The sequence below is a fragment of the Brevibacillus sp. NPDC003359 genome (assembly GCF_042878995.1).
Classification (GTDB): Bacteria; Bacillota; Bacilli; order Brevibacillales; family Brevibacillaceae; genus Brevibacillus.
On the sequence record NZ_JBIAOR010000034.1, the window covers coordinates 1 to 8338 of the forward strand.

Here is an 8338-nt window from a genome sequence, read left to right on the forward strand (position 1 = left end):
CGGTGTGGAAGCGCGGTAACGCGTGGAGCTGACGAATACTAATCGGTCGAGGACTTATCCACAAATTTAGCAATTGATCATGCAGATCCAGTTTTCAGGGAATAAAAGAAGCCATCCAACTCGGATGGTTTTTTTGTACTATATAAAAACTGAAATTTCTGACGTAATATATCAAAAAGGAGTCATGTCGTCATGAAACAAGCTTCTTCGAGTCGGCTCCACTACGCCTGGATCATTGCGGGTGTCACCTTTTTCATCCTCTTGATTGGCGCTGGAATTCGCTCTGCCCCTGGTGTATTTATGGTTCCTGTTGAACAAGAATTTGGCTGGAGTCGCTCTTCTATTTCAATCGCGTTGTCCATTAATCTATTGCTATATGGATTGGTGGGCCCGTTTGCAGCAGCAGTCATGGATCGGTTCGGAATAAGACGTATCACGATCATTGCCCTTATCTTGTTAGCATTGGGTTCTTCCCTGACGACTTGGATGCAGGCTTCCTGGCAACTGACTGTACTTTGGGGAGTCGTTGTTGGACTGGGTTCAGGATGCACGGCTTCCGTATTGGGAGCGATGATCGCAAATCGGTGGTTTGTGAAGCAACGAGGATTGGTTATGGGTATATTAACAGCGAGTGGTGCAACAGGACAGTTGGTATTCCTTCCTCTTCTCGCAAGCTTGGCGGAATCAGATGGCTGGCGTACGGCATCGTGGGTGATTGCAACAGCGGCTCTGATTATGGTTCCGATCGTGGCTGTTTTGATGCGCGATCGACCAAGTGATAAGGGACTTCAGGCATTTGGCGCGACTGAAGCTGATCAAGAAATAGAAGGCATTAAGCAAAACCCTTTTCGTGCCGCTATTGATGGTTTAGTCAGGGGCTTCCGTTCCTTTGATTTCTGGTTATTGGCTGGTAGCTTTTTTATTTGCGGTCTTTCTACAAATGGTTTAATCGGTACTCATTTTATAGCTGCATGTATGGAGTATGGCATTCCAGCGGTAACGGCTGCTAGTTTACTCGCTCTCATAGGTATTTTTGACATTATCGGAACAACATTGTCAGGATGGCTATCGGATCGCTTTAACAATCGTTGGCTCTTGTTTTGGTATTACGGTTTACGGGGATTTTCGTTAATGTTGCTTCCTACAGCACTATCCTCTTCTACGTTTACCTTGGGCTTATTCATTGTCTTCTATGGATTAGATTGGGTAGCCACAGTTCCTCCAACACTTAAGTTGACGACGGATATTTTCGGAAAACAGCAATCAGGAATTTTATTTGGGTGGATATTGGCCGCCCATCAATTAGGTGCTGCTGTGGCCGCTTACGGTGGAGGAGTCATTTATACCATGTGGAATAGTTACTTTATCATGTTTATCATTGCAGGAATATTTTGCTTGATTGCTTCTGTCTTGGTTATGCGGATTGGAAGGAACGCGCTCACAGCGAAAATTTCCGGGAACATGTAGCGGTAAATATATCGATGGATAGAAAAACACCCGAGTGGACACTAGATCACTCGGGTGTTAGTTTTTCAGGCTGTTGATACAATGGAAGGATAATGAGGAAAACAGCGCCGTGAAGAGGACCATTCTCTGCTTGGAGACCACCGTGCGAACGTTCGATGATCGCTCGAGAAATAGCTAGTCCCAGTCCGACATCACCATTTTTTCCTTTCACAAAACGATGAAATAAATGGGGGAGAAGCTCTTCCGGGATGCCCTCACCATCATCTTGTACTTCTATTTGGAGCTGACGTTTGCCTGGTTTTATTTCGATCGTGATCTGATCCTTGGCATGACGCAAAGCATTTCCAATGATATTCAGCAGGGCTTGGAGAAACTTTCCTTCATCGACGTACACGACGTCATCGGTTTTAGTCGGACGTACAGAAATCGTCACATTGTGTTGGAGCTGCAAAGGGTGTAAACGCTCAATGGCCCGAGTCACCAAGTCGGTAGCGGATTGCCATGAGGGATCAAACAAATTCTCTTCGCCTTCAAGCTTGGCCAACAATATAATTTCAGTCACAATATGCTTTAATCGATTAGTTTCTTCTACGATGACATCAAAACCTTTTTCAGCAGCCTCACCAACAAAAACGCCATCGCGAATTCCTTCGGCATATCCTTGAATGGACATGAGAGGGGTTTTTAGTTCGTGGGAAGCATTCTGTAAAAATTGCCGCTGGATTTCATGAAAACGATCGAGCTCTTGTGCCATGGAGTAAACACTATTTGAGACTTCAGCGATCTCGCCGCGAGCCGGAATGAGTTGGACGTCGGAAAAACGTCTTGCCTGAACCTTTTTAATTTCTCTTGTCAATTTATGTAGTGGCTGCACCATACTACGCGTAATAAAAAAGCTGAGCAAAATGGTGGATACGGCTCCAATCAAAACGATGAGCAATATGTTATTCGTCATTTCCATACGAATGTCTTTTAGTCCACGTACAGGGGAGGCTAGAATCAGTCGTTGCTTTTCGTCGTTTTTAAAAGGCAAGTTAACGACCACGTAATCATCGCTGCCGATCATCCATATGTTTCGATTTTGCCTTTTCTCTGCTTTTCGCTCAAGGGCATCCATCCACTCATTCAAATTGGAAGAAGGCAATGATGTGTAGAGCACTTTTTTCTTTTTACCTAAGAGCAAAACTTCTATCTTGCGATTGGAGACGAGAAGCTTTTCGAGTTCTGCGACTCCCTCTGTTTCAATCTTTACATTCGATTCGTTCATTTTTTCAATCCAGAATCGACCTTTTAGGTTTAATTCATTTTTTTGTTGCTCGATCAAATTATCCAGCAGAAACGAATTGATCAGGACAGCGGATACTCCCATGACAAGGCAGAGGAGAAGAGCGAACATCAACGTAATGCGATATTGGATACTCATTCATCCTTCGTTCCTTCCAAAGTTCGCAGGCGATACCCAAAGCCCCAAACAGTTTCGAGAGGGATCTTATCCAGTTTTTTTCGGATACGACGAATGAGATCATCGACCACTCGATCACTTCCAAAATAATCATATCCCCATATTAGAGAGAGCAGCTCATCGCGGGAAAAAGCTCGATTTGGATGTTCAGATAAAAGGCTGAGCACCTGAAACTCCTTGGAGGTCACCTCTATTTCCTCCCCAAAAGAAAATACTAGCCGTTTTTCCTTATCTAATACGAGAGCACTGTCAGCAGCCTCTTCCGGGTTTTTGTCTTTCGCAATGAATGGAGATTCTTCCGCAAGGGATTTCATCTGCTTCCAACGCTGGAGGGCCCGATTCACGCGTGCCACTAATTCACGCGGACTAAAAGGCTTGGTGAGATAATCGTCACTTCCTAGCTCGAGTCCAAGAATCTTGTCTACTTCTTCGTCACGAGCAGAAACCATGATGATTGGCGTTTCTGAGCCAGCGCGAATACGACGGCAAAACTCATAGCCATTCATACCTGGTAGCATGATGTCCAATACCCATAGATCGGGAGGATTCTCTTGCTCTAAACTAATAGCCTCTTCGGCTGATTCAACGGCAGTTGTAACATAGCCTTCTTTTTGCAGATAGGCTTCGACGATCTGACGAATATTGATGTCATCGTCTACAATGGCAACGTGAAAGGTCTTCATGGGCTTCCTCCGCGAACCTTTAGATTCTCACTTTATTGTACATCTTCAAACGGACTTAAGCAGTTGTTGGAGGCATTTCCCACACTTTTCCCATACTTTCTACGTTTCTTACAATAGTGTAAGGAATATGAAACCCAAATCGATGGGACGAAGTGTTCATTCCATGTAAAATCAAAGTACATTCAATAAACGGAGGGATACACCATGAGAAAACTACTACAGATGATCGCGATTACGTTCGCATTGTTAATCGATACGAAGACAATGATTCGCTCCTCTGAATTGGAAATGGTCGTAAAGCTGTAAAGATGATGACAAATACATGTAAAGAAACATGAAATTCTAGGCGCCAGAATGTAGGGGCCTTTTTTGTTTTGTGTGATGACCAGTGTGAAACAGGTCTGGAATATTCAGGGATGCTACGAAATTCGTGAGTGTACGACCAAAACGGGGAGAAATTCCGAGGAAATGGATTGATTCTACTGGATTTTTTGGACGTGCCCTCTCTCTATATGGTATAATGAAGTATTGTGATAACCAGTTGGAGGTTTACCCTTTATGGCAGAAGAAACTGCTCGGTTTCCAAAAGTCGATATTAGCCACGAAATGAGAGAATCGTTCATTAGCTATGCGATGAGCGTTATCGTCAGTCGGGCTTTGCCTGACGTTCGCGATGGTTTAAAGCCTGTACACAGGCGTATTTTGTATGCCATGCACGATATGGGTCTTACTCCTGACAAGCCGTTCCGTAAATCGGCAAACGTTGTCGGGGAAGTAATGGCGAACTACCATCCGCATGGTGACTCTTCCATCTATGAAGCGATGGTACGTATGGCCCAAGATTTTAACATGCGCTACATGCTGGTTGAAGGGCAAGGGAACTTCGGTTCTGTAGACGGGGACCCGGCAGCGGCGATGCGTTATACGGAGTCGCGTTTTTCCAAGCTCGCGCTGGAGCTTTTGCGCGATATTGATAAAGAAACGGTCGATTTTATTCCTAACTACGACGGACGCAAAGAAGAGCCGGTTGTATTGCCTTCTCGTTTCCCGAACCTGCTTTTGAATGGGGCATCAGGGATTGCTGTAGGTATGGCTACCAATATTCCGCCGCATAACTTGACGGAAGTCGTTGATGGCGTCATTGCCATGATCGACAATCCTGATATTACGATTCAAGATTTGATGAAAATCATCAAGGGACCTGACTTCCCTACAGCGGGGGAGATTCTCGGTTACAGTGGTATTCGTCGTGCCTATGAAACAGGCCGTGGTTCCATTATTATGCGCGCCAAAACCCAGATTGAAGAGGATGGGAAAGGAAAACCGCGCATCATCGTAACAGAGATTCCTTATCAGGTGAATAAGGCTAGACTCGTGGAAAAAATCGCGGAGCTTGTACGCGAGAAAAAAATCGAAGGCATTACCGACCTTCGTGATGAGTCTGACCGCAAAGGAATGCGTATCGTCATGGAATTGCGACGTGACGTTATTCCAAAGGTTGTATTGAACAACTTGTTTAAGCATACCCAAATGCAGTCTACATTTGGTGTGAATATGCTGGCGCTCGTTGACAGTCGTCCGCGTGTACTGAATCTGCGCGACATGCTCTATTACTATTTGGAGCACCAACGCGTCATTATCCGCAGAAGGACCGAATACGATCTAAAGCAAGCAGAGGCTCGTGCGCATATCTTGGAAGGCTTGCGCATTGCATTGGATCATATTGACGAGATTATCAGCTTGATTCGTTCTTCTCAAACCACGGAAGAAGCTCGCAACGGACTCATGGAAAATTACTCCTTGTCCTATGAGCAGGCACAGGCCATTCTCGATATGCGTCTGCAACGCCTGACTGGTTTGGAACGAGAAAAAATCGAGAACGAATACCAAGAGCTCATGGTAAAAATCGCAGAACTGCGTGCTATTCTTGCAGACGAAGCCAAAATCTACGCGATCATCCGCGAAGAGCTGGGTGAGATCAAAGAGAAGTTTGGCGATGAAAGACGCACGGAAATTACTTTCGATGAGAATCATATCGAAGATGCTGATTTGATCCCAGAGGAAGATGTCGTAATCACCCTGACGCATGACGGTTATATCAAGCGTCTGCCTGTTTCTACCTACCGTTCGCAAAAACGCGGTGGACGTGGCGTGCAGGGGTTGGGAACCAAGGATGACGATTTTGTCGAACATCTGTACATTACCAACTCGCATGATTACATCATGTTCTTCACGAGCAAAGGGAAGGTTTATCGCCTAAAAGGATTCGAGATTCCTGATCTGAGCCGGACAGCGAAAGGCACTCCAATTATCAATCTCATACAGATTGAAAAAGGAGAGCGAGTTAGTGCGGTAATTCCTGTGAAGGAGTTTGATCAAGAACATTACCTGTTCTTTGCGACCAAGAAGGGGATTATTAAGAAAACGACGCTGGAGTCCTATGGAAATATTCGCAAAGGCGGACTGATTGCGGTTAACCTGCGCGAGGATGATGAATTGATAGGTGTTCGTTTGACGGATGGCCAACAACAAATCATCATGGGTACTCACAAAGGCATGTCTGTTCGCTTCAACGAGGGAGACGTTCGCACGATGGGACGTAACGCCACCGGTGTGAAGGGGATTACCCTAGACGACGATGATGATGTCATCGATATGGACGTTATCAAACCAAATGCAGAAGTGCTCATTGTAACTGCGAATGGTTACGGAAAACGGACCCCTGTTGATGAATACCGCATTCAATCTCGTGGCGGTAAAGGAATTAAGACACACAACGTAACCGATCGAAGCGGTCCGGTCGTTGGTCTGAAAGTCGTTGAGCCTGAAGAAGATCTGATGATTATTACCACTTCCGGTATCATCATTCGCACAGAAATGAAAGGTATTTCTGTGATGGGGCGTTACACGCAAGGTGTTAAACTGATCCGTTTGTCTGAAAACGAGCAGGTGGGATCAGTCGCCAAGTGTCCTCCAACTGAGGAAGAGGATATGCCGGATGAAGATGCGGAAGAGGGAATCGCAGATTTGCAAGACGGGGAGACTGTCGAAGCAACCGATCCTACCGATCCTACCGAACCGACAGAAGAATAAAAGAAAATCACGACGAAAGCGTCCCGCATAATGCGGGGCGTTTTTTCGTGTAAGTGCAGAAAGTTTATCCTAATCAATGCTTTTTTCCTGCAAATGGTTTGGGTTTGAAGTAAAATTGGGAAATGGATATTATATCATTAACAAGTTGGATCGGGTGGTGAGCAGGTTGCCCAATGTGGAAGTGAAACAACTGACTCTTGGAGCAAAATTGGCTGAAGACGTATTTACAGCATTGGGAGGCATTCTTTTTGCAAAAGGAACCCCTCTCTATGAAAGAGAAGTTCAATTCTTAGAAGCGTTCATGATCAAGCAGGTACAAGTGGAGGATTCAGGAGGGGCTTGGACTGAGCAGGGTGAACCAACTAAGGTAGATACGACAGAAGCTTCTGATAAGTTTACTCAAGTTAAACCTGTGTTTCAGGAGTCATTTGATAAAGCAGTGTCTACACTGAAAAATTTGATGACCCGCGTACAAGGCGGCAATAACATCCCGGTTATGGAAGTCAGAGAAGTTGTGACGCCGATCATTACGGAGTTTCAGCAGCAACCGCAAGTTCTCCTCTCCCTTCGGCGCTTTGCAAAGATGGATAGCTATGCCTATGAGCATGCCATAGCGGTTGGGATTATATCTTATATGATCGCAAAATGGGTCAAGGTACCTGAAAAGGAATGGATGCAGGTCGCATTGGCGGGTACGTTGCTCGATATAGGAAAAACGAAAATTGATCGGCGGATTTTGCAAAAACCAGGTAAGCTTACATCGGACGAATTCGAAGAGATCAAAAAGCATACCGTTTATGGCTACCAAATTATTAAGTCATCCCACGGTTTAAGTGAAGGCGTAGCATTAGCGGCTTTGCAACACCATGAGCGAGAAGATGGTTCAGGCTATCCGCTAGGTTTGCCTGGTTCTAAACTGCATTTATACAGTAAAATTGTCGCTGTGGCTGATGTGTATCATGCAATGAGCTCGGATCGTGTGCACCAAAAGGCATTGTCTCCCTATCAAGTAGTGGAGCAATTAGTGCAGGATAGCTTCGGGAAACTAGATCCTACCATTGTTCGGACATTTGTGCAGGGGATCACTCAATTCGCTGTAGGAACGCTCGTTGAATTAAGTGATGGAACAATCGGGAAGATCGTATTTACAGATCATAATCACCCAACGAGACCAATGGTTGAAACAGGTGGGAAAATCGTAAACTTGGTTGAAGCCCGACATTTATCTATTGTGAGAGTAATGGAACAGTAAGGAAGAGAGGCGAGAGATTCGCCTCTCTTTTACTATGACTTAAAGAAATTTAATTTAATTATAAAAACCTCTTGTGCAGTTTGAAAATACGTGATAAGATACATCTTGTCGCTTCGGTTGAAGCAACACTTCAAGAAGAAAAGTTATAAAAGCTATTTACTTCTTGAGCAATGTTTGATAAAGTATTGAATTGTCGCCGCTAAGCGGAACAAGATTTTTTCAAAAAAACATCTTGCAAAATCCTAGACGGCATGATAAGATAGAAAAGTCGCCTCAAGAGCGACAAACAAAATGCTCTTTGAAAACTGAACAGCGAAAGCGTTAATGAGTCTATCATTAAATGATTTGCCAGCTTTGAACCAGTAACAAACTTTATTGGAG

General features: G+C 44.7%; 5 protein-coding genes. 3 read left to right on the top strand and 2 right to left on the bottom strand.

All coding sequences use genetic code 11. From position 1 onward, the window contains the following. The first annotated feature begins 192 nt into the window (after positions 1-192). Entirely contained in the window at positions 193-1467 is a 1275-nt protein-coding gene (locus tag ACFYU8_RS31370; RefSeq protein ID WP_390307228.1) for an MFS transporter, read from the top strand. 46 nt (positions 1468-1513) lie between these two features. Here ACFYU8_RS31370 and ACFYU8_RS31375 read toward each other — a convergent pair whose 3' ends face one another. Then, on the bottom strand, positions 1514-2890 hold the full coding sequence (locus ACFYU8_RS31375) for a sensor histidine kinase (RefSeq protein WP_390307231.1): 1377 nt from the start codon (positions 2888-2890) through the stop codon (positions 1514-1516). After that, positions 2887-3612: a response regulator transcription factor gene (locus ACFYU8_RS31380; protein WP_390307234.1), complete on the bottom strand. Its 726-nt coding sequence runs from the start codon at positions 3610-3612 to the stop codon at positions 2887-2889. The genes ACFYU8_RS31375 and ACFYU8_RS31380 overlap by 4 nt, the downstream gene beginning before the upstream one ends. A 558-nt stretch (positions 3613-4170) precedes the next feature. Between ACFYU8_RS31380 and gyrA the strand changes: the two genes are divergently transcribed. Next, positions 4171-6705 carry a DNA gyrase subunit A gene (gene gyrA, locus ACFYU8_RS31385; RefSeq protein WP_106842165.1) on the top strand — a complete coding sequence of 845 codons (2535 nt, stop codon included), beginning with the start codon at positions 4171-4173 and terminating at the stop codon, positions 6703-6705. Between the two features lie 166 nt (positions 6706-6871). Continuing rightward, complete coding sequence (locus ACFYU8_RS31390; RefSeq protein ID WP_390307236.1) at positions 6872-7957, top strand: HD-GYP domain-containing protein; 1086 nt, start codon at positions 6872-6874, stop codon at positions 7955-7957. Positions 7958-8338: the final 381 nt, after the last annotated feature.